Below are 23,592 nucleotides of genomic sequence, written 5' to 3' on the forward strand. Positions count from 1 at the left end.
CTCCATCACAGCACGGCACGGGCGCCGGCCAGTGGACGCCAGCGGGCCACCTCACCACGCGACAGCGACACCAGCACCGTCTCGACGAAGCTGTTGATCGATACATGCCGCGCCAGGTAGTGGTGCAGCGCGGCGCCGAGCAGGAACGCGCTGTGCCCGGACAGGTTGCTTTCGTCCAGCTCCAGGCGCACCTCGACGCCCCGCGAGTAGACGATGGGTCCTGGCACCGGATGGCGGCGCTGCACCGCCGACGCGCGCACCGCGCGAATCGCCCCGATCTGCCGGGCCACTGCCGGGTCCTGCGCCTGCGGCAGCTGCAGCAGCAGCTCGCGCAGCGCGGCCGCGGCGTCGCCCGCTTCCGCGTCGACCAGTGACAGGTAGTTGAGCGACAGCAGGTTGAGCAGGCGCCAGGCGGCGGCACTCTCCGGCGGCGCGGACCACGGGCGCGAAGGGCCGGCGACGGCACGCACCGAGCGCAGGCCGATGCCGGTGTCGAGCTCCAGCGGCAGCTCGGTCATGGCCCGCAGGAACAGCGGCAGGTCGCGGTTGGTGCACAGCAGCTGCAGGGCCACCTGGTCCAGGTCGCGGCCGGTGGCGGCAGTATCGGCATCGGACCAGGCCAGGTAGACCTCGCTGCCGAGGTAGGCCGAGCGCGGCCCGTCGCGACGCGCCCGCTCGCTCACCAGGCGCGCCTCGCGGCGCAGCGTGTAGGCCTGCCGTTGCGTCGCGCTGCCCTGCGGGGGGCTGCCGTACAACGGCGTGAATCGCTGTGCCTGGCCGGCAGCATCGAAGCCCGTCATGGCGGTCACGTCGTACACCTCGTAGTCCAGCGGCGAGGTGCGGTCCGCCACCACGTGGAACTCATGGCGGTCGGGCCCGGCATGCACCCGGTCGGCGCGGCGCGGGAACAGGTTGACCGCCGGCACGCAGTTGAGCCGGAAGTTGGCCGGGCCGATGGCGCCAGCCAGCGCCTCGTCCGGACGCGACAGCAGCAGCACCAGCTCCAGGCTCGACCCGGGCGTGGCGGCGAACGTGGGCCGCAGGCCGGCGACATCGATGAACTGGAAGCGCTCCGGGAAGGTGAGCGTCTCCTGCAAGACGCGCAGCCCGCCGAAGCCCTGGGCAGGGCAGGGCAGCATGGCTTCGTCATCCCGGTACCCCACCGGCGAGACACTGGCATGCGGGCAGTGCCGAACGCTGCCGGGCGGCCCTGCCATCACGCCCACCACCGCGCTCAGGCACAGCTCCACCAGGGTGGCCGCGACCTCCGGTGCCCCGGTCAGGAAAAAACGCAGGCCGTCCGGCTCCAGCTGGTCGAAGCGCATGCCCTCCGGCAGGCGCAATTCCAGCACCAGGGCGGCGCGAGGGCGCGGACCGGGTGGCAGGCGGGACAGATCGAGCCCCGACAGGTCCAGCGCCTGGCGCGCTGACGCCAGCTCCACGGGCGTGAGCACCGCGTCCTGCGCAGTGCGGAACTCGCAGCGGGTGGCCGACAGGGGCATGGCCGGGCCGGACAGCACGCTGCCGCGCGGCAGCCGGTGCCCGGCCAGCAGGTGGGCATCCGGCAGCGGATCGACCTGCGCCACCAGCATGGCGGGAATGGGCGCGTTGAAGCCGGGGTACACCATGTCGAGCAGGCGGTGCGACAGGCGCGGAAACTCCGCATCCAGCTTCAGCTGCACCCGGGCCGCCAGGAAGGCGCACCCTTCCATCAGGCGCTCGACGTAGGGGTCCTGCCCCGGCATGCCGCCGAGGCCGAGGCGTGCGGCCGCTTTCGGGTGGGCCAGGGCAAACTCGCCACCCAGCTCCCGCAGGTAGCGGAGTTCCTGGTTGTAGTACTGCAGCAGGCGGGGGTCCATGGGATCGCTCCGGTGTCAGCTGCGCAGCTCGCGCAGGCGGGCATGGCCGGTCTCGAGGTCCAGCTCGGCGGCCAGCCACAGGTCCAGCGGCACCGGCTCGCACCAGAGCTGGCCCTTGATGACGAGCCTCAGCTGGCTGTGGCTGCGCTCGCTGGCGGCGCCTTCCACGGCCACCTCCAGCGTCTCGGGGATCAGCCGCGGCTCGAAGCGGCGGATCGCTTCGGCCAGCTCGCGCTGCAGGCGGCGGCGGTCCACCGCGCCCTGTGAGGCGCCGGTCATGGCCGGCAGGCCGAAGTTGAGGACGGACGCCCGCGCATGCGACGCCTCGTGCCATCGCCGCCGGTGCTCGCCGCCGCCCGACGGCATTGCGGGCCCGGCGGCCCAGGGGTCGTCCTCCTGCGGCGGCTCGGGACGCGTCGCATTCAGCAGCCAGACCAGGTCGCGTGCGACCACCTCGCGCAGCTGCCGGCGGCTCAGGGTCCGGTCGGCCCCGTCGTGTGGCGCGTCGGCGCCAATCAGGCGGTCGAGCAGCGATGGCTGCAGGCGGTCATGGGCGAGAGGGGTCGGCATACGCATCCAGCGGATTCATGGGGGAGGGCACGACAGCGGCTCAGCGCTCGTTGCCATTGCCCGGGCCATTGCCGTGGCCAGGCTGGCCGGTACGGCGGCGGCTTTCGTCGAGCATGTCGGTCCAGACCGCTTCGAGATCGCGCACCGACAACTGGCCGGCCAGCTGGACCAGCCGGCGCTGCGGCGCGTCCGGTGCCTCGACCGAAGCACCGGCCAGCCGGACGACGGAAGTGGTGATGGCGCCCGACTGCCGATCGGCGCGGTACTCGAAGCTGGCCTGCCGGTAGTCGATGTCCCACTCCTCCACCACGCCGGCCGAGCTGTCGTCGTTTTCGAGGTCGAGGCGATAGCTGGTGAACCGGGCCTGCTCCAGGCGGATCGTCAGGCTCATCATGTCCTGCGAGGACTCCTCCATGCACAGGACCACCGTCATCGCGCTGCCCTGGTCCATGGTGGACAGCAGCGCGGTGCTGGCACGGTCCATCCGCTTGGACACGGTGAACACCGACGGCTCCGGGTGCCGCCCCGCGTCGCCGGACGCCCGCAGCGACCATTGCCAGTCTTCCACATCGATCCAGCCGCGCATCGCAGGCACCTGCGATTCGCCCTGGATGTTGCCCGCCGACTCGCTGACGACGGACATGAACAGCCTTGCACGTTCAGCCATGGGCGCGCGCCTCAGTCATACCGGCTGCTTCGCAGCAGCACGGTGGTGGGGGCCGGGCGGCGCAGCCGCTGCGGGTCGAGGGGAAAGTAGCGGATCTGCATGTCCTTGAAGGAAAGCGAGATGTCCTCCACGATCGGCTTCGCATGGGCGCTGTCGCTGGTGCGGGTGGCCAGCTGCACCACGGTGCCGTCCTGCAGGTCCAGCTCCAGCATCGGCACCGGCCGGTCGCCGGTGCCGGCCAGCGCCGGATCGATCACCGTGATGCGCGCCCGGTCGTAGCGGCGTGCCTCGTTGGCGCAGCGGTACAGGGCCATGCTGCTGCGGTCCAGGTGCTTGGACATCACCACATGCCCGGGCCGCAGCTCGGTCCGCTGGCGCTTGACCTTGGAGGCACTGTGCTCGGCCGTCGCCGACCACGACAGGGTGAGCAGCATGATCTGGTTCTCATAGCCCTGCACCCGGCTCTCGCCCGAGATGGGGCGGCCGAGGCAGGCCAGGTCGAGGAAGGCGATCGGCAGCGACATGGCGGTGGCTCAGCGCAGCTTGCCGCCGATGGCGGTGGCGGTCTTCATGTCCTTGACGCTCCATTCGAAGCCCAGGGCCGTGTCCAGCAAGCCGTCGTTCTTCTGCGGCTTGTAGCCGATGTAGACCTCCTTGAACACGAACTCCACGTCCTGCTCCAGGCTGCCGTCCTCGGTGCCCTTGGTGCCCACCTTGGTCACGAAGGCGTCGGTGACCTTGACCTGGAAGTAGGTCTGCGGGCCGTCGACATTGCCGGTCGCCTTCAGCATCTCGATGGTGATCTCCGGGAAGTGCTTGCCCGCCACGATCTTGGCGAAGATGGCCGGTGACGAGGTGTCGAAGTAGTGGCTGATGCTCAGGGTGCCGGGCGTGGGCTTGCCGACGGCCGCACCGGTGCCCTTGGTCACGCTGTGGTCGGCCTCCACGTCCCAGCTCCAGTCGCTGATCTCGATCCAGCCCTGGTCGCCGTGGTGGCCCTTCTGCAGCGATTCGCCCTGCGGGACGTCCGCCTTGCCGAAATTGATGAAGCTATTGCCTGCCATGGTGGGTCCTCAATTGATGGTGAGCTTGATGTCCGGGGTCTGCTGGGTCATCTCGGCGATGTTCCAGCGGAAGAACAACGCCTTGTCCAGCACGCCGTCGTTGCGCTGGCGCTTGTAGCCGATGGCCAGCTGCTTGAAGACGAACTCCACGTCCTGGTTGACGGCACCGTCGTCGCCGCTGCTGCTGCCCACCTTGGTGATGAAGACGTCCTTGGCGATCAGCTGGAAGTACAGCTCCGGCTCGTCACGCCCGGTCTGCTTGAGCATGTCGATGGTGGCGGTCTTGAAGTGGGTGCCCTTGACGATGTACTGCAGCAGCACCGGGGACGACTTGTCGTAGTAGTGCGAGAAGCTCAGCACGCCCGGGGTCGGCTTGCCGACGGCGGCGCCCGTGCCCTTGAGGTGGCTGGCCTCGGCCTCGACGTCCCAGCTCCAGTCGCTGATCTCGATCCATCCGGCGCTGCCGAGATGGGTCAACTGCTGCGACTCGCCGGGGGCAGTGCCGCCGTCGATCTTTTCAAACTTGATAAATGCATTTCCTGGCATGGAATCACTCCGGAGGTCGGCGACGCGCAGGCGCGCGCCAGAAGGCCCCCGCACCGCGGGGGCTGGCTGAGGGCCTGGCTACAGGCCCGGAATCAGGGGTACGGGGGAAGTCCGGCTCAGGACTTCTCGGAAGGCAGCTTGGACACCAGCCGCAGCGACACCGACAGCCCTTCGAGCTGGTAGTGCGGCTTCAGGTAGAACCGGGCCTGGTAGTAGCCGGGCGCGTCCTCGATGGACTCCAGCACCACCTGGGCGGCCGCCAGCGGGCGCTCCGCCTTGGTCTGCTCGGTGCTGTTGTCGGGGTCGCCGTCGACGTAGCGGAAGATCCAGTCGTTCAGCCAGCGCTCCATCGCCTCGCGCGACTTGAAGGAGCCGATCTTGTCGCGCACCATGCACTTCAGGTAGTGGGCGAAGCGGTTGCAGGCGAACAGGTAGGGCAGGCGCGCCGCCAGCGCTGCGTTGGCGGTTGCATCGGGGTCGTCGTATTCGATCGGCTTCTGCAGCGACTGCGCGCCGATGAAGGCGGCGAAGTCCGAGTTCTTGCGGTGCACCAGCGCCATGAAGCCATTGCGCGACAACTCCGCCTCGCGGCGGTCGGAAATCGCGATTTCGGTGGGGCACTTCATGTCCACGCCACCGTCGTCGGTGGGGAAGCAGTGCGTCGGCAGGTTCTCGACCGCACCGCCGGACTCCACACCGCGGATCTGCGAGCACCAGCCATGCAGCTTGTAGGCGCGATTGATGTTCACCGCCATCGCGTAGGCCGCGTTGCACCAGGTGTAGGTCTCGTGGTGCTCGCCGGCGGTGTCCTCCTCGAAGTCGAACTCGTCGATCGGGTTGGTCTTCGGCCCGTAGGGCAGCCGGCCGAGGAAGCGCGGCATGCACAAGGCCAGGTAGCGCGCGTCCTCGCTTTCACGCAGCGAGCGCCAGGAGGCGTATTCCGGCGTGGTGAAGATCTTGGTCAGGTCGCGCGGGTTGGCCAACTCGCCCCACGATTCCATCTGCATCACCGCGGGCGAGGCCGCCGCAATGAACGGGGCATGCGCGGCCGCGGCGATCTTGGACATCTCGCCCAGCAACTCCACGTCCATCGGCGAATGGTCGAAATGGTAGTCGCCCACGATCGCGCCGAACGGCTCGCCGCCGAACTGCCCGTACTCCTCCTCATAGATCTTCTTGAACAGCGGCGACTGGTCCCAGGCCGAGCCCTTGTAGCGCTTGAGCGTGCGGGCCAGCTCCTGCTTGCTGATGGGCATCACGCGGATCTTGAGCTGCTCGTCGGACTCGGTGTTGTTGACGAGGTAGTGCAGGCCGCGCCATGCCGATTCGAGCTTCTGGAACTCGCCATGGTGCAGGATGAGGTTGATCTGCTCCGACAGCTTGCGGTCCAGCGCGCCGATCAATGCCTCGATGCGGCTGACGGCATCCCCGTCAATCAGCGTCACATGCTGCAGTGCCTGGTGGGCCAGCGTGCGCACCGCCGCCTCCATCTGCTTGCGGGCTTCGTCGGATTTGGGCTTGAAGGCCTTGTTGAGCAGCGCCGAGAAGTCGCTGCCGTCGAGGGTGGCGCCGCCGTGGTCGGCGTGGATCTGCGTGGAGTCGAGCATGGAAATGCGCAAGCGTGCGGTTGGAGAAGTGGTCGGGGCGCCCGTGAAGGGCAACGGGGTGGCCGGGCCTGGGGCCGGCCCCGGGCTCAGCCGGCAGCGTCCGGCTGCGGTGACGCGATGAGCGATTGCAGCAGCGCCGGGTCGCGCAGCACGCTGCTGATCAGGGCCTCCGCGCCTTCCTTGCCGTCCATGTAGGTGATCAGGTTGCTCAGCTGCTGGCGGGCTTCCAGCAGCTGCCGCAGCCCGTCGACCCGGGCAGCCACCGCGCCGGGCGAGAAGTCATCCATGCAGCCGAAGGTCAGGTCCACCGCCAGCAGGCCGTTGCCGGTGAGGGTGTTGGGCACGGTGAAGGCCGCGCGGGGTTTCATGGCCTTCATTCGGCTGTCGAAGTTGTCCGTGTCGACCGTCAGGAACTGCCGCTCCGCGACGGGCGGCAAGGGCTCCTCGGGGCGGCCCGCAAGGTCGGACATCACACCCATGATGAAGGGCAGCTGCACCTTCTTCTCGGCGCCGTAGAGCTCGACGTCGTACTCGATCTGGACACGGGGAGCGCGGTTGCGCGCAATGAATTTCTGGCTGCTTCCCATTCGGTTCTCCATGGATGCGTTCGGCCGCTCGCAGGTGCGGCGGCGGTCTGTCTGTCAGGAAGGAGGTGGCTAGTCGACCGGTGCTTCGGCATCGAGCCCCAGGATGCGGGCCGCATCCAGCAGGCCGCCGGGAGCGATCTCGCGCACGAGCTCGAAGAAGTCCTTGTCGATGACGCGCTCGGCTCGCCTAAGCATGAGCTGCGCCGGGTTGGTCGGCTCCGTGCGTTCGAGGAAGGCGCGGACCTGGCGCAGCACCCGGATGGCATCGGCCCGGGTCTCGATGGACAAGCCCTGTGGTGCGCCGTCGGCGGCGCCGCGCACCGGCTCGGTCGCGGGCCGCTCCTCTTCGTGCAGCTCCTGCCCGTCGGTCGCGCCCGGCGCCGCGGCGGCTGGCAGCAGCCCTTGCAGGTCGCCCATCATCTGGCGCAGGGCCTTGAGCTGCACTGGCTGTGCGGCCCCGAAGCGGGCGGCCATGGCATCGCGCAGGGCGTTCAGTGCCGCCTGGGCCTCGGCCACTTTCAGCACAAGCGCCTGCGCCACTTCCGGCACCTCGGCGAAGGCGCGCCGGATCTGCTCCGCAGTCAGCGGCTCGTCGAGCTCGCGTGGCGCCAGGCGTTCCAGGGCCACCTCGATGTCGCGCAGGCGCAGGTTCGGCAGGCGTCGATCGGTGGTCAGGGCGGCGTGGCGGAGGTCGCCCAGCAGACCCTTGGGCGCATCGATCTCGATCAAGGGGCCGAGCCGCACCACCGCATCCGCGTCCTCCTCGTCGGGCTGCGGATGCAGGTGGTCCCAGCACTGCTCCAGCAGGCGAGCCAGCAAGTGCAGGGCCCTGGGCAGTTCGTCCAGGCCGTGCCGTGCCACCGCCGCGCGACCCCACAGCGCGGCAATGCGCAGATCGCGGGTCCGCGGCATCAGCGCCTCGGCCAACGCGCGCACCTGCAGCCAGTCCGCAGGCTGGCCCGGCCCGAACAGGGTCTCGGGCCGCCCGGCCGCGGCTTCGACCAGGGCGATGAAGTCCGGGTCGTATTCCAGGTTCGGGCCGCAAGGATCGCTCCCCTCCAGCGGCATCCACCAGTTCTCGGGCAGGGCGTCGGTGTCACTCATGTCGCAGGCCCTCGCGAGGCAGGGCGCTGCGCAGGAGGACTGCAGCGTTCGGGCAGGTTCGATGCGGGCATGTCTGTCGTTGGTTCTTCTGCAAAGCGGGGATGGCGCCGATCGCCGGCCGTCATCGGTGCGAGTGCAGCCGGGACCGAGCGTCGATTCATTGGCATGAGTGACGGCACCTGGACAACGGTTCCAAAAAAAGGCGGCTCGTCATCGAAAGGGCCTGGCATCGACCGCCGCGACGGTGGAGTGCCTCGCTGAGGAGGCGACCTGCGCGGTCGCGCGTCACCGTCCTTCTGGGTGGGCCCTGCTGATCGCACCCGTAGGCAGGAAGCAGGGAGCTGTGGGTCTGTATCAGTCGATCGGCGAAGGATTGAGATGCCCGGCGGGGCTGCATTCCAAGTTTTCGCACAAGGCCGGCAGTGCCCGGGCGCCGCATCCCAGTGTTCTCAAGGCATGCGGCCCTCGGTGGACGGTGGCACCTGTTCTTGCATCGCCCTGGGGGTGGCCGCGCGCCGCACTCACAACCTACGAGAAATACGCGATGACCTTCTTGCAACAAGAACCCGCCGATGTGCCCGCCGCCGGCAGCATGGTGAATCCTTCCACGGCCGGGGCCGCCGAAGCGCCGCTGCCGGCCCTGTTGAACGTGAGCGAGCTCTATCGGGCGCACCGGGAGCACGTGTTCCTGTTCGTGTTGCGTCGGGTGGGTCGTCCGGAGGACGCGGAGGACGTCATGCAGGCGACCTTCGTCGAAGCGCTTCGGTGCGCACACCGGTTCTCAGGGCTCTCGCGACCGTCGACCTGGCTCTTCGGCATCGCGGTCAACATGGCCCGCGCACACCTGCGCCGACGGCAGACCGAATCGTTGGAGGAAGGCGAACTGGAGGCTTTCGAGAACGTGGCCGACCCGCTGGCAGACCCGCAGCGGGCGGTGGAGACCCGCGAGCTCGCCCGCTTGGCACAAGGCTTCATCCAGACGCTGCCGCAGCGGGTGCGCGACACCATGGAGTGCGTGGTCGAGGAAGGCCACACCTACCAGGAAGCAGCGCTGCGGCAAGGGGTGCCCATCGGCACCGTGCGCTCGCGCCTGTCCCGGGTGCGCGAAGGACTGCGTGCCTGCATCGGATGACGTTCGAGCTCGCTGCGATCGCGGGGCGCTGCCGCTAATCGCACATCTGCCGGGCTGCAGGCGTCCGTTACGCATCACATGTGCAAAAGCCGCAGCGACTGTGCCGAACCGCACAGCTGGTCAAACCAGTTGCAGATACATTCGCCGGCGGCATCGGGCGGGCGGTTTTCTGTCGATGTGAACCGTACCGGACGCATGAGAAACAACTGGCTGTCCTCGACAGGCCTGTGGATTCAAATAAGAAAAGGAATGCAGAAGTGACGTCACTGCCCGTCGAACTGGGCGTCTGTGCCAGAGAGCCGCGCGACGTCGGCCATGTCAGCGAACATGCACGCCGGCTCGGCTTCGAGGTCGTCCTGCTGTCGCCCCATGAAGTGGGCGGCTGGCTTGAACGCCAGTCGCGCCGTGTGCTGCTGATCGATCCGAGCGAGGAGGATTGCGCCGCGGCGGCCGAGGCCTACAGGTGCGTGTCGGTGAGTGCTTCGCAGCGCATGTACGGGCTGCTGTCGTGCATGGAGCGGCTGCCTGCCCAGTCTCCGATTCCGTTCAGCCCCAAGCCCGGTTGCGCACTGTCCTGGACCCGCTTCCTGATGCAGTTTTCCCCGGTAGGGCGCTGCTCCGCGGATGCACTGCCTGCCGGCAGGCCGCCCCTCGCGGAGGAGCCGCTGGAGCTGGATCTGGACGGTGAGGCCTGGCGGCTGGCGGCCTCGCTGGCGGGGCGCTCGGTCGACATCGTCATCCGCGGCGAAACCGGCAGCGGCAAGGACCGGCTCGCCCGCTTCATCCATCAGGAGTCGGGCCGCCGCGGCCTCCTGGTGTCGCTCAACTGCGCCGCCATCCCCGAAAGCCTGGCCGAAGCAGAACTCTTCGGGCACCAGGCGGGCGCCTTCACCGGGGCGCGCAAGGCGCGGCCGGGAAAGATCGAGCTGGCGGACGAAGGCACCCTCTACCTGGACGAGATCGACAGTTGTCCACTGTGGTTGCAAGCCAAGTTGCTGCGCACGCTGCAGGAGCGCGGTTCCGAGCGGCTCGGCTGCTCGGTATTCCGCCCGTCGAGCTTCCGGCTGGTGGCATCGACGAAAGAGAACTTATACTCCTTGGTAAAACAAGGCCGTTTCCGCAGCGACCTCTACTTCCGGCTGCTGACGATCGAGATCCACCTGCCGCCGGTGCGGCAGCAGCCGGCCCGCCTGCTGCGCCTGTTCCATGCCGCGGTCCGGCGGTCCTGTGCGAAGCTGGGTGTGGCGGAGGCCGAGGTCGGCCTGCCGAGCGACAAGGTCTTGCTGGCCCACGATTGGCCCGGCAATGTGCGGGAGTTGCAGGCAGCCGCATTGCGCTGGACCTTGGGCCTGCCCTTGTTTCCGGTCCAGGAGCATCGGTTCTCGCTCAAGGACGCCGTCCTGGAATGCGAGCGGGTGTTGTTGAAGTGGACCCTGGAGCGGCATCGCGGGTGCGTGGCACCCGTGGGCCGGGAGCTGAGCATGGCCGCCCGCACGCTGTATGGCAGGCTGCGCCACCATGGCTTGTCAGTGACGGCAAAGGCGCGGCAATCATCACGCCCTTGCCCGCCCGCCCGCCGGCCGCCGCCCGAGCGGGACGGCGTTGCCAGCGCTACGACAGCCCCAGCACGCTGAGGCGGTAGTAGAGGGTGTTGAGGGGCATGTTCAACCCCTCTGCGACCGCGCGCACTGAACCGGCACCGCGCTTGAGGCTCCAGCGCAGCAGCATGCGTTCGTAGGCGCGCAGCATGCCGCGCAGGGACAGGTCATTGGCCTCCGGGTCGACCGACGGATCGGCCTCCCAGTCGGTGTGCAAGGGCAGCCCGAGGACATGGCGAGTCGCGGCGGCGCGCAGCTCACGAATGTTGCCCGGCCACTCATGGGCGATGAGGCCGCTTGCGACACGGGGGGTGATCACCGGAACCGGCAGCTCCAGGCGCATCGCCGCGTTGTGGCAATACGCTTCGAACAGGCTCAGCATGCGCGCAGGGCTGCGTCGCAGCGGCATCAGGTCAACTTGCAGGGCGCTGAGGCGGAAGTACAGGTCGGCACGAAAGCGGCCTTGCGCCACCAGTTCGGCGAGCGGGATCTTGGTCGATGCAATGAGCCGGAAGTCGGACGGCCTGAACTGCGACGAGCCGAGTCGCTCGGCGCCGCGTTCCTGCACCGCGCGCAGCAGCTTGGCCTGCAACCACAGCGGGCAGCTGTCGATCTCATCCAGATAGAGGGTGCCGCCATGGGCATGCTCGATCTTCCCCACACGTGCTTGTTGCGCATCGGTGAAGGCCCCTGCTTCGTGGCCGAACAACTCCGCCTCTGCCAAGGACTCGGGCACCGCCGCGCAGTTGAGGGCGACGAAAGGCGCGGTGGGCGTGTCGCGTTCATGCAGGTACCTGGCAAGCCGGTCCTTGCCACAGCCGGTCTCGCCGCAGACCACCAGATCGACGCGCAGCCCGCGGATGCGTTCCACGATCAAGTAAGCCGGATCGCTCGTATCCAGTGGTTCGCAGGCCGATGTTAGAACTTCCATACGCTTCATGTTGCTCGGTTCCTGTTTGAACTTTCCTTTCGCCGACGGGCGGGGGACAGGAGTGCGACCCTTCTCCATCGTCCAAGGCGATCGCTCGACCGTCGGGACTGGCCCTGCCCGCGATCTTGACCTGTGCGTCCGCCAGTGACAAGGACCAGCTGGCGTTCTGGCACGGCTGGCGCAGCCGGCGGTTGAAGTTCGCCACACCTGCGTTGTCGCCGGCTTGCCTGGACGACTGAAATCGAGTTGGATGCGGTGCGCGCACCCGCTTGCCCACTGTCGCGGAGATGCACATCGCTGCCGGGCTCGATCGCGATGGCCGGGACTCGCCCAGGCCGCTCGGGGGCACGGTCCGGACCCGGGTGCTGGCACTCCCCGGCGGTGCACCCGGCTCGCCTGCCGCAGCGAAAGCGCGATCGGCTCACCGGTGGACCTGCCCTTCTTCGTGGCCAGCTTTGCCGGCCCATCCCGGGCCAGCTTCATGCCGGACGAGCCGGCTGCCGAACGATCCACAATGCAGGGACGGGGCCGAGTTGGCGAGTCAGCAATCCCTAACTGGTGGGGGTGCGCCCCCTCATCAAGGTCCTTAACAATGACCTGATCGTGGTGTATCCCGCTCCTTGCCGGAGCCGGGACGCGCCGGTTGGCTCGAAGGGCCAGAGCACTTGAACCAAGGACGAGCGATGCCTTACAACACGGATCCCCGCAACAACCTGACGCTGCTTGGGCGGGAAGCCAAGCTCTATCGCACCGGCGCAGAACAGTTCTGCGTGTTTGCCATGGACCTCGAGGACCACAAGGCACTGATACCCGCGGTGGTCAGCCGACCCAAGGAGAAGTGCGTGCGCGTCGGCGGCGAACATTCGGACAAGCAGCCGCAGGTGGCCAACTGGCTGGCTTCGTACTGGACCATGTCGCAGCCGCGGCACACCGAGCAGCAAGTCCTCGCCAAGTTCGACAAATGGTATAGCCGCTACGCCTCGACCTATGGCGAGCCGTCCACGCTGTACATCTATTCTTTCCTCATTCCATGCCAGCGCGACGGCAGCAATGGACATTGCGCCGATGCCATCGCCGACATGCTGCGCGGCTACCAGGCTCTGGGGAAGAACATGCGGGTGTATGTCGGTTGGAGCAATGACGACGTCGACACCGACATGGCGCATGCGACGAAACACGCGCTCGCCGACCTGGAGGACGACGACACACAGATCGCCATCTTCCCCCGGTTGTCGATCGCTGGATGAGAATGCGGCACGGCCGCATGCCGGTCGCGCCGACCGCCTCTCACGGCGTCTCCAATGACGTCCCGACATCGCCAGTCTGCAGCGGCACGCGCCGCTGGCACCGGTCGCTACGCCGGTCTCGACCGGTCACAGTCGCCGCTTCCTGTCGCCAGGCCACCGGCTCGCAGGCGGCCGCCTGGCCGGATCGTGCCAACTGCTGATCGCACGGCACGACGAAACAACCGATGTCCGGACCAAAACCGCACCAAGGGGCGCAGACCGCTTCAGCGTTGCCCGAGCTGCGTCATGCAGTCGGCAACGACGCCACTGCACGCTGACGCGGGTTGACCGGCACGGGTGCCGACGCTGCCTCGTGGAGGGGCGAGAGCCTTCGTGCAGGCACACACCGCCGGTCGGGGTGCGCACAGCGACTCCACTGGCCACTGCGGTGGGCGCCGATGGCCTGATCGCCATCCAGCGCATCTTCCAACCCAAGGCGGGTGGTCCGCTCTTGCAGGCGTGCACGAGCGCTGGCCAGTCCCACCTGCCTCGTCGAGCCCACGCGTTCGCCCGACGGCGCCCGCAGCGCTTGCCTCGGCCGCCCCAGGCTGTGGCCGTCGGCGAAGGCGAGGAGCAACGCCCGCATTCCCGGTATCCTTGATCCGGGCCGACAGCCCGGCCTGTCCCTTCCCTCTCGATCGGCATCAGGAGTCATCACGTGTTTCCCGGTCTCAGCGCGTTTCCCTTGACCCCCATGAACGAGGATGCCATCGACGAAGCCGCATTCGTCCGACTGGTCGAGCGGTTGGTGGCCGCGGGTGTCGACTCCATCGGCTGCCTGGGCTCGACCGGCAGCTATGCCTATCTCACGCGCGCAGAACGAGCGCGGATCGCCGGGTTGGCGGTTGCCCATGCCGGCGGCACGCCGGTGATCGTCGGTATCGGCGCCCTGCGCACCCGAGACGTGCTGGCGCTGGCCGAAGACGCGCAGAAAGCCGGGGCGAGCGGGGTGTTGCTGGCGCCGGTGTCGTACCAGAAATTGTCCGCCGACGAGGTCTTCGGCCTCTATGAAACCGTGTCGCGCGGCCTGTCGGTGCCGCTGTGCGTCTACGACAATCCCGGGACCACCCACTTCGAGTTCAGCGACGAGTTGCATGGCCGCATCGCGCAGTTGCCCAATGTGCGATCGATCAAGATCCCTGGTGTGCCGGCGGAGCCGGACGCAGCCAGGGCGCGGGTCGAGCGCCTGCGTGCGCTGATCCCCCCTCATGTGAGCATCGGCGTGAGCGGCGATGCCTTCGCCGCGACCGGCTTGAATGCCGGGTGCGAGGTCTGGTATTCGGTGGTCGGGGGGCTCTTCCCCAAGGCAGCGCTGGCAATCGTGCGCGCTGCGCAGGCTGGCGATGCGCAAGAGGCAGCGCGGCTGTCCGGGCGCATGCAGCCGCTTTGGTCCTTCTTCGGGCAGTGCGGCGGCAGCCTTCGCGTGATTGCCACGGCGGCTGAGCTTCGCGGATGGGCCGGTCATCCGAGCTTGCCGCTGCCACTCAACACCCTGGAAGGCGCCGCTCGCCAACGGCTCGCCGCTCTGCTGGATGAGCTGGAGCTGGCCTGATGGACCGTGCCGCTATCAGTGCCGTCCGGCGTCTGGCCTTCGCAGCTGCGAAGGCGGCGTAGACACCGGGCGGCTGGCCGCGGGGGCGGCGGCACAGTCCCTGCATCCGCTGGCTGCGATGGGTGGCGGACCGGCAGCCGGGAGCATGGTGCCATGAGCGGCTGGCCTCACCGCGTCCCAGGCAAGCCGACGCGGGCAGGCGAGCGCGCCGGGCCAGGACCGAACGGCCGGCCATACCGCCGGCCCTCGTTGGGCCTGACACGCTCACGCCGACCAGGGGATTGCTGCCTGCCCGTGTGCCGGGCGCCAGGTCAACTCCCGAGGTGCATTTCGTAGACGGGCACGTCGTCGTCGCCCGCCTCTTGCACCAGCTGCAGGCCTTCGAAGAAATGATGGTCCTGGTCGCTCAAGATCGAATGAACCGCCGCATGCACCGAGAAGAGCACCTGTGCATAGCTCGGCCGTTCTTCGCAGCGGATCTTGACGACCGCCTCCCGCTGCTGCCACTCCCCGTCGGACGGTTCGCGCACCCAGTAGGCCCACTTCACGTTCAACGCCGTGCCCGGGAAACGGGTCTGGAGCTCGCGCTCGTCGACATCGACGTGGATGGTGTCGCCCCAGGCGCGCAGCTCCTCCACGAAAGAGCCGACGTCGGCCGCGGCAGGTTCGGTGAACGACCAGGGCAGGTCGGCAAGAATGTGGAGGGGCAGCCCCAGGTTGGGCGACGTTTCACTCATGGCATGGTCCAGTTCCTCCCTGCCACTGGCGGCCGCCGGCCGGTCCATCCATCTGTAGGGACAGGGGCGCGGAAGGTACCACGAAGCGGTGCTGCGCAAAGGCCTCCGCCTTCCCGGCGCCGGCACGTCCACCGGTGCTTCACGACAGGCACTTCGCTCATCGGACACGGCCCGCGTCCCTCCGGGAGTCCCCCTCCGCCAGAGGGGGCGGTGCAAGCGATACTGGGGGCACCGGCTTCAGCACCCATTCCCCATGACCGTGATACCTCGGGACCCTAGCGAGTCGACCCCCCGGCGCCGATACCGTGGCATGGCGGCCTTCGTTTTCACGCATGACGTCAAGCGGCGCATCCGGCTGACGCAGACGATGGCGGCCATCGTGTTCACGCTGCCTGGTGTGGTGGCCATGCAATTGGCTGCGGCTACAGGCCATGCGTCGTGGCAGGCGGCCGTCCTGTGGGCCGTGGTGGCGCTTGGCGGCTCCTGCGCGTTTTTTCTGGCCATCCGCACCGGGTGGTCGGAACGGTTCAGCGACCCTTCGCTGACACTCTGGCAGATGGCCTATGCCGTCGCCTGCTGTGCCGGTGCCTATGCCATTGCAGGGCCGATGCGAGGTGCGGTCTTTCCTCTGGTCATGGTGGTGCTGATGTTCGGGATGTTCTCGCTGCCCACCAGCAAGGTGGCCGGCATGAGCCTCTATTCGGTGCTGCTTTTCGGCCTGACCATGGTGATCATGGCGCGCCGCGATCCGAGCGTCTTCAACCCGGCGGTCGAGGCTGCCCACCTCCTGCTGGTGGGCACGATGATGCCGGCGGTCTCGGTGCTTGCTGCACAACTCAACCGGCTGCGCACCCGCTTGCGAGACCAGCGGCGTGATCTGGCGCAGGCCCTCGAACGCATCCAGTACCTGGCCACCCGCGATGAACTTACCGGCCTGGCCAATCGGCGCCAGATCACCGAGCTGATGGAGCGGGAGCATGCGCGCAGCGTGCGCAATGGCGCCCCCTTCTGCATTGCGATGATCGACCTCGATCACTTCAAGCGGATCAACGACGAACATGGCCACGCTGGTGGTGATGAAACCCTCAGGCAGCTGGCCAGCGTGGGCAGCAGGGAAGTGCGGGCCACCGACACCTTGGCAAGGTGGGGCGGCGAGGAGTTCCTGCTGCTCATGCCGGACACCCACCTCCCGCCGGCCCATTGCGGCGTCGAGCGGCTGCGCCACAAGTTCGCCGATGCAGCCGTCGAGGTGGGGGCGTCCAGCTTCCACGTGACGTTGTCGGCTGGCGTGGTTCAACACCAGCCAGGCGACTCCATCGCGACGACGATCGGGCGTGCAGATGTGGCGCTCTACCGGGCGAAGCAGGCGGGCCGAAACCGGGTCGAAGCGCAGTAGGCTGGCCGGCCCTCGTCGCCGTCGGGTCACCCACCGGCTGCGGCCGGTCGAATCGTCCCGAAAGCGCTGGCCGCGCGTCGGCCAGGTCTTGGGACGCCGATGGCCAGGCTGTGGAGCAGGGTCCGGCATCGAAGCCGGGACGTCGGTGGAGAGCCAGCGGGGGCCGCCGGGTTGCTCAAGGCCGCTAGCATCGGCCGATTGCTCCAACCCGGCAGGTGCCGAAACGTCAGATCCCGACCCGCCATGCCGGCGCCGCCGGAAGAAAGGAGAAAGCAGAATGCCACGTTCCCCGAATCATAAGGAGCCTGCTCGCGGAACGATGCCGCGTCCCCGCCGGGTTCACTTCGGACGTTGGAGCGGTGCGGTGCTGCTGGCGGTCCTGCTGTCCTCGCTCTCGGGACAGGTGGAACGCACCGGGCCGGAGCTGGCCGCCTACGGCAATGTGTGTGGCCCGCGTCATGACCAGCTGTGCCTCGAGCCTGTACGAAACGCGGGATTTCCGATTGCATACCTGTTCGATGCTCCGGGCATCAGTCGCGAGCGCAACGTGGCGATCGTGGAAGATGAGTTCCGGCCCTTCGCGTTCTGCCTCAATGTCGCGGTGTACCTTGTCGCACTTCTTGTCATTCTCGCTGCGTTCAAGGCCGCTGCAAGGATGAAGCGCCAGCAGGTGGGAGCGTCCGGCAGCACGCCGACGGACGACCGACCCTAGGCGCTCGCGGACGCCAAGTGCTGCAGGCGGTGATCCGGTTGCGCGGCATTCCGCTGGCGCAGCGAGGCCGCCTCTGTGCGGCGCATCCTGCGTGCAAGCACGCCGCGCCGGTGCGGTGAGGCAGGGCGCGCAAGTGAAGCTCGCTTGCGGCCTCCAAGCCAACGGAAGGGGTCGTCCGGCCCGCCAAGCTGCCGACCGCGGCGCGAAGCCGATGCGGTGCCCTCCGCACGAGGCTGAGCCGATGCCGGGCTGGCTCCTGCCCGCGATGTCACATCGCCCCGGCCTGCGTCGTCATGACGGTGTGGCCAGCAGTTCGGCTGGCCTTCAACCATTGCACGCAAGGATCCCGATCATGAGCACACCGCATCAACGCCTCGACTACACGCACCAGTCGCCCGAGCTCTTCAAGAAGTACCTGGACTTCAGCATGGCCTTCCGGATGGACGAAGGGCTGGCCTTGCTGGTGGACATCCGCGCCTCGCAGCTCAACGGCTGCGCGTTCTGCCTGGACATGCACGTGAAGCAGGCCCGGCTGAAGGGGGAGCGCGAGCTGCGCCTGCACCATGTCGCCATCTGGCGTGAATCGCCGCTGTTCACCCCGAAGGAACGCGCGGCACTGGCCTGGACCGAGGCCCTGACCCGCATCGAGCCCGAAGGCGTGTCGGATGCGGCCTACCAGGAGGCATGCCAGCATTTCTCGGAGCAGGAGCTCTCGCAGCTGACCTTCCGCGTGGCAGCCATCAACGGATGGAACCGCATGAATGTCGCCTTCCGCACCGCCCCCGGCTCCAAGGACCAGCTCTTCGGGCTGGACAAGGCGGGACTGGGCTGATCGAGACATCCACCGTTCGACGCTGCGGCACGCCTGGCAGCGAGACCGGCGCGTCCTGGCGGGGAAGGCTGGCCCGCTCGGGGCGAGCCGGTGTGCGCCGAGCACGGCGGTGAAAAGCCGCCATCGTCGGCAGCAGCGCTTGGTTCACCGCGACGGTCATTGCAAGCGACCGCCCTTGTCCCACCCGCCGGGCAAGCGCCCCGGGGCGGCCTCAAGGCCAACGTGTGGATCGCCGCCGCGCCTCGCCGGCGCTGCCCATCAGCACTTCACGAAGCAATTGGGCGGCCGGGCCCAGGTGCTGGTCGCTTCGATGCGCCAGGTAGGCCTGCAGGCGAGCCTCGCCGCGCGGCCCGAAGGCTTGCGTTGGAATGCGCTCCAGGCGGCCCGCCTCCAGGTCCGCCTGCACCAGCCACGATGGCAGCCGCCCCCAGCCCACGCCGGCCAAGATCAACGCATGCTTGGCGTCCTGCGACAGGACGCGCCAGGTGCGCGGTGACAAAAAGCCGAAGTCGCGGCCGGCCGACAGCGGCGACGGGTCGGCGAGCACGATCTGCAGATGATCGGCGAGCTCGGCCGGGCCGGGCTCGAGGCCGTCGCGCACAAGCACGGCCAAGGGGTGGCCGGTCGCCACCACCGGCAGCACCGAGACCTGCGCGAGCGCCTGCAGGAGGATGCGCCGGCTCTTGAACTCCTCGCCTACCGTGATGGCCAGTGTGCAGCGCCCCTCCTGCAATGCGGCGAGCGGCTCGCCCAGCGGCGCGACGGCCAGCTCCACCCGTACCGAAGGGAATGCCTGGTTCACGGCGCGCAGCGCCTCGCAGGCGAGCGGCAGCGGGAAGAGGGTATCCACCACGACCGGCAGCTGCAGTTCCAGGCCGGCGGTGAGGCCGTGTGCCCGCGCCCGCATGGTGTCGACCTGCAGCAGAACCGCCCGCGCGTCCTCCAGCAGCGCTTGACCGTGTGGCGTGAGGGTGGGCCTGCGGCCGCTTCGCTCGAACAGCTGCACGCCCAGCTCGCTCTCGAGCATGGCCACCGCGTGACTCACGGCCGACTGCGCGCGCTTCAATCGGGCTGCACCGGCACGAAAACCACCGGCATCCGCAATGGCGACGAAGGTGCGGATCTGGCCAAGGGTCAGCGCGTCCAGCATTGATCGAAGAAGTGGATCGGTTGTAGCGAAATTATGTCACTTCACCAGATCGCTTCACACCTGCACAGTCGCGGCTCATGAAGGAATGCAAAGGGATGGCTTCACCAGGCGGACGGGCCGGTCTCGCCGGCTGGCCGGCGGCGCTGCTGCTGATCGGCGCGGGTGTGGTGTCTGCGGTGCAGATCGGGAAGGTGCCGGCCGCCATGGATGCGCTTCGCCAGTCGATCGGTCTGTCGCAGCAGGGCGCGGGCTGGCTGTTGTCGGCCGTCGGGGTGGTGGGTGCCCTGGTGGGCCTGTTGGCCGGGGTGGCTGTCGATCGGCTGGGCGCGAAGCGGGTGGTGGTGGCGGGGCTCCTGCTGCAAGCGCTGGCGGCTGTGCTGGCGACCCTGTGGCCGGGCGTGTGGCTGCTGTTTGCCGCGCGGCTGGTGGAAGGGCTCGGCTTCCAGGCGGCGACCGTGGCCGCCCCGGTGTTGATCGCAGCAACGATGCCGCAGCGCTCGCGCGGCGCAGCGCTGGCCGCATGGAGCACCTTCATGCCGCTGGGCATGTGCCTGGCGCTTGTCATCGCGCCGCCCTTGCTGGAGCGCAGCTGGCAGGCGCTGTGGTGGGCAAGCGCTGCGCTGGCCCTCGGTGGCGCGGCCGGCGTGTGGAGGCTGTCTCCACTGGGTGCCGGGGCAGCGCAGCGGCCGTCCCACGACACCGGGCTTCACCACGTGTGGCTGGCCCGCGGGCCGCTGCTGCTGGCGCTGTTGTTCCTGCTGTTCACGACTGCGTACTTCGCGGTCATCGGCTTCCTGCCCACGCTGCTGTCGTCTGCCGGGCTGGGCGAGGCCAGCCGGATGGGTCGCTTGTCGGCATGGGCGGTGGTGATGGGGGCGGGGGGCAACCTCGCCGCTGCCTGGCTGTTGGCACGAGGCGCGCGTGCCAACCACTTGCTGGGACCCGCCTTCCTGTTGCTGGCCGCCTGCGCTGCGGGCGTGTTGTTGCTCGACGCACAGGGGTGGGTCCGCTACACGCTGTGCCTGGCGTTCGGCGGTGTCGCCGGGCTGGTACCGGCCACGCTGTTCGCCCAGGCGCCCCGGCAGGTGTCGCGGCCGGAACTCGCCGGCGCGGGCAACGGCTTGCTGATGCAGGGGAACAACCTCGGCCTGGTGCTCGGGCCCGCGCTTGCCGGTGCGCTGGTCGAGCGGTGGGGCTGGACGGCTGTCATGCTGCTTGTGGGCCTGTTGTGCGCACTGGCGGTGGTGCTGGTGACGCGCCTGCCCGTGCCGGCGGCCCTGAACGATTCCATGCCTGAAGGAGAACACTTCGATGCAGGACACCCTGGCCTGCGCGCCTGAAGCGACTGCCGTGCGCGTCGCCCTCTGGCGTGCACTGCATGTGCAAGCGGACCCCCCGCCGCATGTGTTCGAGGACGTGGTCGGGCTGCAGCTGGCTGCGCCTGGCGACGACTGGCACCGGCGGGCAGACATGGACCTGCAGCGCAGCGCTCGTGCGCGTGCATCGATCGTCGCACGCAGCCGTTGCGTGGAGGACCTGGTGGCGACGCAGGTGCGCCGTGGCGTGCGGCAATACCTGATCCTCGGCGCCGGGCTGGACACCTTTGCGCAACGCATGCCGCCCACGCCCGGTCTTCAGGTCTTCGAGATGGATGCGCCGGGCCCTCAGTCGTGGAAGCGGGACCGGCTGGCCGCACTGGGCTGGCATGCCCCCGCCTGGCTGCACTTCGTGCCGGTGGACTTCGAGGCCGGCGAAGACGGGTGGGACCGCCTGACCGGGTGCGGCTTCGATCCGCGAAAGCCGACGGTGGTGGCGTCGACCGGAGTCACCATGTACCTCACGCGCGCAGCCATCCTCGCCACGCTGGGTCAGCTCGCACGGCTTCCGGGCGGCTCCACCTTGGTGATGAGCTTCATGCTGCCGATCGACCGGATCGAGCCGGCCGAGCGTGCAGGCCGGCTGGCCACCGAGCAGTACGCGCGTGCCGCCGGTACCCCGTTCCTCAGCTTCTTCACGCCCGAGGAAATGCTGGCGCTGGTCCGCCAGGCCGGCATCGGCGACGTCCACCACCTCTCGGCTGCCGACCTGGCACAGCGCTACTTCGCCGGGCGGACCGACGGCTTGCGGCCGTCCAGCTCGGAGGAGATCGTGGTGGCGACCATCCATCACGAAGGCGCCCTTCATCATGACAACGCCGGGACGCGGTAGACCGATCGCGCGGCAACGTCGCTGCCTGGCGCGCAGGCGTCATGGCGGCGGTCAGGTTCAGGTCCTCGCGCCCCAATGCCGCTCGAACACCTCCCGCACCTGCGGGTGGCGATCGACGCGCTCCAGCGCCGCGTGACAACCGGGCCGCGCCTGCTGCAGGTGGGCCCGGGCGCCAGACCATTTCGACACCACGGCGGCCAGCAGGTCCAGCCCGTCGGGCTGGTCCTGGCCGCTCAGGAAGGGCGAGCCGTCCGCGGGGATGAAGGTGTCGGCGAAGTTCTCCCACAGGCGGTGCAGCCGCTTGCGGGCGCCCTCGCCAAGCCGCGTCCGCTCGGTGTCGGCCGTGGCGGCGGTCCAGCGTTCGGGGTAGTCGATGATGCCGATCGCCGCATAGCAGTTGGCCGCGATGTACACCAGGCCGCGCACCGCTCGCGCCCGCAAGGCCGGCTCGTTCGGCAGCAGCCGGCTGTCGGGGTGGCGCAGGCCGAGCTCGATCAGGATGGCCGCACTCTCGCTCATCACCGTGCCGTCGGGCCAGCGCAGCACCGGGATCTGCTTCAGGCCGTTGACCGCCTGCAGCGCCTGCAGCTCGGACGACTCGTCCCATGAGGCTGCATTGACACCACGAAATGGCAGCCGCGCCAGGGTCAGCGCCGCTTCTATCGAGGCGCTGCCGCTGCCCTTGTAGCCATAGAGCACATGCTCACCGGGGATCGCTGACATCCGGGTCTCCTGTTCGAGGTGGGGCGGTGCCGCAAGGCAGGTGCCGAGCGCAGGGGTGCGAGGCCTGCCGGTCGGTGCCCTGCACATGGCCAGGAAGTGTGCTTCGGGCCCAAAAACCCCGCCCATGAGGCCGCCTTGCAGGCAGCAGGCGGCCGGCGGCTGCAAGACGTCAATGGCGATCACCGGGCTGGCGCGCCACGCACCTAGCATCGGCTGCTCGGGCCCGCGCCGAAGGCGTGGCCCGCCCCCTTCCGCGCAACGACAGGCGTGACAAGAACTGTTACATCGGCGATGGGCCTGCGCCGTCGAATCCGTCGCGGCTGCTTCGTCGTGGGGAAGGAAGGGAAGCGCCTGGCTTCCTTGCCCTCACTCACCAACCGATGGAGATAGGACGATGCGATTCATGGTGCTGATCAAGGCAGACAAGAACACCGAAGCCGGCGTGATGCCCAGCCAGCAGCTGCTGACCGAGATGGGCCGCTACAACGAGGAGCTGGTGAACGCGGGCGTGATGCAGGCCGGCGAAGGCCTGCACCCGAGCGCCAAGGGCGCCCGGGTGCGCTTCTCCGGCAGCCAGCGCACCGTCATCGACGGGCCCTTCGCCGAGACCAAGGAGCTCATCGCCGGCTTCTGGATCTGGAAGTGCAGCTCGCTGCAGGAGGCCATCGACTGGCTCAAGCGCTGCCCCAACCCGCTGGACACCGACACCGACGTGGAGATCCGCCAGATCTTCGAGGCCGAGGACTTCGGCGCCGAGTTCACCCCCGAGCTGCGCGAGCAGGAAGACCGCCTGCGTGCCGAGATCGCGAGCCAGGCGGCCGCCCGCCCGGCAAGCGCCGGCTCGGCCGGAAGCCCGCCCGCCGTGCCCGCGCCGCGCGGCGCCATGCCCTACCTGATCGTCAAGGGTGCCTCCGACGCCATCCTCTATTACCAGCGCGCCTTCGGCGCCCGGCTGGTGCTGCGGCTGGATGCGCCCGACGGCAGCGTGCTGCATGCCGAGATGGAGGTCGGCCCGGCCTGCTTCATGCTCACCGAGGAGAACCCGGAGTACCAATCGCTCAGCCCGCTCACGCTGGGTGGCTCCGCCTCGGTCACCACGCTGTATGTGCCGGATGCCGATGCGGTGGTGGCACAGGCGATCAAGGCCGGCGCCACGCCGACGATGCCGGTGCAGGACCAGTTCTGGGGTGACCGCTGCGGCGGCATCGTGGATCCCTTCGGCCACAAATGGTTCATCTCCACCCACAAGGAAGATCCCTCGCCCGAGGAGCTGCGCAAGCGCCTGGAGGTGCTGTTCGCTGACGGCGGCAAGCAGTGCGGCTGAGGGCGGC

General features: G+C 68.6%; 22 protein-coding genes and 2 pseudogenes. 11 read left to right on the forward strand and 13 right to left on the reverse strand.

Features of this window, described 5'->3' with window-relative positions; translation table 11 throughout:
- Positions 1 to 5: 5 nt before the first annotated feature.
- From tssF to tssA, 9 genes are all read right to left on the reverse strand, one after another.
- Positions 6 to 1,859 carry a type VI secretion system baseplate subunit TssF gene (gene tssF, locus N7L95_RS26635; RefSeq protein WP_301260652.1) on the reverse strand — a complete coding sequence of 618 codons (1,854 nt, stop codon included), beginning with the start codon at positions 1,857 to 1,859 and terminating at the stop codon, positions 6 to 8.
- Between the two features lie 15 nt (positions 1,860 to 1,874).
- Entirely contained in the window at positions 1,875 to 2,429 is a 555-nt protein-coding gene (tssE, locus tag N7L95_RS26640) for a type VI secretion system baseplate subunit TssE (protein WP_301260653.1), read from the reverse strand.
- A 40-nt stretch (positions 2,430 to 2,469) separates the two neighbouring features.
- Entirely contained in the window at positions 2,470 to 3,072 is a 603-nt protein-coding gene (locus tag N7L95_RS26645) for a type VI secretion system tube protein Hcp (protein WP_301260654.1), read from the reverse strand.
- A gap of 35 nt (positions 3,073 to 3,107) precedes the next feature.
- Positions 3,108 to 3,620 carry a type VI secretion system tube protein Hcp gene (locus N7L95_RS26650; protein WP_301260655.1) on the reverse strand — a complete coding sequence of 171 codons (513 nt, stop codon included), beginning with the start codon at positions 3,618 to 3,620 and terminating at the stop codon, positions 3,108 to 3,110.
- A 9-nt stretch (positions 3,621 to 3,629) separates the two neighbouring features.
- On the reverse strand, positions 3,630 to 4,160 hold the full coding sequence (locus tag N7L95_RS26655) for an Hcp family type VI secretion system effector (protein WP_301260656.1): 531 nt from the start codon (positions 4,158 to 4,160) through the stop codon (positions 3,630 to 3,632).
- 9 nt (positions 4,161 to 4,169) lie between these two features.
- Positions 4,170 to 4,706, reverse strand: a complete 537-nt coding sequence (locus N7L95_RS26660; RefSeq protein WP_301260657.1) for an Hcp family type VI secretion system effector — start codon at positions 4,704 to 4,706, stop codon at positions 4,170 to 4,172.
- A gap of 116 nt (positions 4,707 to 4,822) precedes the next feature.
- Positions 4,823 to 6,313 carry a type VI secretion system contractile sheath large subunit gene (tssC, locus tag N7L95_RS26665; RefSeq protein ID WP_301260658.1) on the reverse strand — a complete coding sequence of 497 codons (1,491 nt, stop codon included), beginning with the start codon at positions 6,311 to 6,313 and terminating at the stop codon, positions 4,823 to 4,825.
- An 86-nt stretch (positions 6,314 to 6,399) separates the two neighbouring features.
- Positions 6,400 to 6,900 carry a type VI secretion system contractile sheath small subunit gene (gene tssB / locus N7L95_RS26670; RefSeq protein ID WP_301260659.1) on the reverse strand — a complete coding sequence of 167 codons (501 nt, stop codon included), beginning with the start codon at positions 6,898 to 6,900 and terminating at the stop codon, positions 6,400 to 6,402.
- A gap of 69 nt (positions 6,901 to 6,969) precedes the next feature.
- Positions 6,970 to 8,004, reverse strand: a complete 1,035-nt coding sequence (tssA, locus tag N7L95_RS26675) for a type VI secretion system protein TssA (protein WP_301260660.1) — start codon at positions 8,002 to 8,004, stop codon at positions 6,970 to 6,972.
- A gap of 544 nt (positions 8,005 to 8,548) precedes the next feature.
- On the opposite strand from tssA, the gene N7L95_RS26680 reads away from it, so the two are divergent.
- Complete coding sequence (locus tag N7L95_RS26680; protein WP_301260661.1) at positions 8,549 to 9,136, forward strand: RNA polymerase sigma factor; 588 nt, start codon at positions 8,549 to 8,551, stop codon at positions 9,134 to 9,136.
- A gap of 80 nt (positions 9,137 to 9,216) precedes the next feature.
- Positions 9,217 to 10,770: a sigma 54-interacting transcriptional regulator gene (locus N7L95_RS26685; RefSeq protein WP_301260662.1), complete on the forward strand. Its 1,554-nt coding sequence runs from the start codon at positions 9,217 to 9,219 to the stop codon at positions 10,768 to 10,770.
- Here N7L95_RS26685 and N7L95_RS26690 read toward each other — a convergent pair.
- Positions 10,748 to 11,743: a sigma 54-interacting transcriptional regulator gene (locus N7L95_RS26690; RefSeq protein ID WP_301260663.1), complete on the reverse strand. Its 996-nt coding sequence runs from the start codon at positions 11,741 to 11,743 to the stop codon at positions 10,748 to 10,750. The two genes, N7L95_RS26685 and N7L95_RS26690, sit on opposite strands and share 23 nt — an antisense overlap.
- Positions 11,744 to 12,348: 605 nt before the next feature.
- Between N7L95_RS26690 and N7L95_RS26700 the strand changes: the two genes are divergently transcribed.
- Together N7L95_RS26700 and N7L95_RS26705 are read left to right on the forward strand one after the other, a co-directional pair.
- Entirely contained in the window at positions 12,349 to 12,912 is a 564-nt protein-coding gene (locus N7L95_RS26700; protein WP_301260664.1) for a hypothetical protein, read from the forward strand.
- 697 nt (positions 12,913 to 13,609) lie between these two features.
- On the forward strand, positions 13,610 to 14,503 hold the full coding sequence (locus tag N7L95_RS26705; protein WP_301260665.1) for a dihydrodipicolinate synthase family protein: 894 nt from the start codon (positions 13,610 to 13,612) through the stop codon (positions 14,501 to 14,503).
- A gap of 311 nt (positions 14,504 to 14,814) precedes the next feature.
- Here the strand turns inward: N7L95_RS26705 and N7L95_RS26710 are convergent, their stop codons facing one another.
- Positions 14,815 to 15,240, reverse strand: a complete 426-nt coding sequence (locus N7L95_RS26710; RefSeq protein ID WP_301260666.1) for a hypothetical protein — start codon at positions 15,238 to 15,240, stop codon at positions 14,815 to 14,817.
- 310 nt (positions 15,241 to 15,550) lie between these two features.
- Between N7L95_RS26710 and N7L95_RS26715 the strand changes: the two genes are divergently transcribed.
- From N7L95_RS26715 to N7L95_RS26725, 3 genes are all read left to right on the forward strand, one after another.
- A complete protein-coding gene (locus tag N7L95_RS26715) occupies positions 15,551 to 16,636 on the forward strand; it encodes a GGDEF domain-containing protein (protein ID WP_301260667.1) in 1,086 nt (361 codons plus the stop codon).
- A 364-nt stretch (positions 16,637 to 17,000) separates the two neighbouring features.
- Positions 17,001 to 17,348: a hypothetical protein gene (locus N7L95_RS26720; RefSeq protein WP_301260668.1), complete on the forward strand. Its 348-nt coding sequence runs from the start codon at positions 17,001 to 17,003 to the stop codon at positions 17,346 to 17,348.
- A 352-nt stretch (positions 17,349 to 17,700) separates the two neighbouring features.
- Positions 17,701 to 18,180 carry a carboxymuconolactone decarboxylase family protein gene (locus N7L95_RS26725; RefSeq protein WP_301260669.1) on the forward strand — a complete coding sequence of 160 codons (480 nt, stop codon included), beginning with the start codon at positions 17,701 to 17,703 and terminating at the stop codon, positions 18,178 to 18,180.
- A 211-nt stretch (positions 18,181 to 18,391) separates the two neighbouring features.
- On the opposite strand, the gene N7L95_RS26730 is transcribed toward N7L95_RS26725, so the two are convergent.
- Positions 18,392 to 19,330 carry a LysR family transcriptional regulator gene (locus tag N7L95_RS26730; RefSeq protein WP_301260670.1) on the reverse strand — a complete coding sequence of 313 codons (939 nt, stop codon included), beginning with the start codon at positions 19,328 to 19,330 and terminating at the stop codon, positions 18,392 to 18,394.
- A 95-nt stretch (positions 19,331 to 19,425) separates the two neighbouring features.
- On the opposite strand from N7L95_RS26730, the gene N7L95_RS26735 reads away from it, so the two are divergent.
- On the forward strand, positions 19,426 to 20,670 hold the full coding sequence (locus tag N7L95_RS26735; RefSeq protein ID WP_301260671.1) for an MFS transporter: 1,245 nt from the start codon (positions 19,426 to 19,428) through the stop codon (positions 20,668 to 20,670).
- Positions 20,642 to 21,538, forward strand: a complete 897-nt coding sequence (locus N7L95_RS26740) for a class I SAM-dependent methyltransferase (protein WP_301260672.1) — start codon at positions 20,642 to 20,644, stop codon at positions 21,536 to 21,538. The genes N7L95_RS26735 and N7L95_RS26740 overlap by 29 nt, the downstream gene beginning before the upstream one ends.
- A 57-nt stretch (positions 21,539 to 21,595) precedes the next feature.
- On the opposite strand, the gene N7L95_RS26745 is transcribed toward N7L95_RS26740, so the two are convergent.
- On the reverse strand, positions 21,596 to 22,261 hold the full coding sequence (locus N7L95_RS26745; protein WP_301260673.1) for a glutathione S-transferase: 666 nt from the start codon (positions 22,259 to 22,261) through the stop codon (positions 21,596 to 21,598).
- Between the two features lie 394 nt (positions 22,262 to 22,655).
- On the opposite strand from N7L95_RS26745, the pseudogene N7L95_RS26750 reads away from it, so the two are divergent.
- Together N7L95_RS26750 and N7L95_RS29655 are read left to right on the forward strand one after the other, a co-directional pair.
- Positions 22,656 to 23,075, forward strand: a pseudogene (locus N7L95_RS26750) (YciI family protein); the annotation flags it as partial.
- Positions 23,076 to 23,165: 90 nt separating this feature from the next.
- Positions 23,166 to 23,585: pseudogene (locus tag N7L95_RS29655) on the forward strand (VOC family protein); the annotation flags it as partial.
- Between the last annotated feature and the right edge of the window lie 7 nt (positions 23,586 to 23,592).

It is taken from the genome of Eleftheria terrae (assembly GCF_030419005.1).
Taxonomy (GTDB): Bacteria; Pseudomonadota; Gammaproteobacteria; order Burkholderiales; family Burkholderiaceae_C; genus Caldimonas; species Caldimonas terrae.